Origin of the sequence: Collinsella aerofaciens, assembly GCF_018785245.1 — a bacterium.
Taxonomy (GTDB): Bacteria; Actinomycetota; Coriobacteriia; order Coriobacteriales; family Coriobacteriaceae; genus Collinsella; species Collinsella aerofaciens_AD.
In genome coordinates this window covers 1-501 of sequence record NZ_WQPL01000071.1, presented here as the reverse complement: position 1 = coordinate 501, position 501 = coordinate 1, and the positions used below count along the sequence as shown (strand labels likewise).

General features: G+C 70.9%; 1 protein-coding gene. It reads left to right on the top strand.

Translation table 11 applies throughout. From position 1 onward, the window contains the following. The coding region (locus GPK39_RS09215; RefSeq protein ID WP_423237422.1) for a hypothetical protein at positions 1-217 on the top strand (217 nt) is incomplete at its 5' end. Positions 218-501: the final 284 nt, after the last annotated feature.

Below are 501 nucleotides of genomic sequence, written 5' to 3'. Positions count from 1 at the left end.
CCAGGCCGGCCACCAACCGAAGCTGATGCCCAAGGGCAGCGGCGTCCCGCTCGAGGTGAGGATGCACGGGAGGAAGGGTTCCGAGCGCCTGCTCCGGCGCCGCGAGGAGATGCTCGCCAGGGGCATGCCCCAGGCGAAGGCGAACGCCGCCACCGCCGCCGAGCTCGTGAGGTGGCTGTGGGCCCTCGGCGCGATGTGCCGGGAGGCAACCGAATAGACATAGCCCCCGTCCCGGCGAGCCGGGCAGCCTTCGGGGATACCCCCGCTTTCGCTGGGCGCGCGGCAGCGGCCGCATGCGCGTAGTCAGACTTGGGGAGCCCCGCCGAAGGAGAGGATTGCGGGCCGCCGGAGCGGTATCCGCGGATATGAGACTGAGCCGAAGGCGTCGACGACATGCCGGGGGCGGACCGGGACGGGTTCAACGGCAGGCCCCGCCGACCGATTGCAAGCGGTCGGCGGGGCCATTGTGGCTCTTGACAGCGGATTGGGTCATATGAGCGA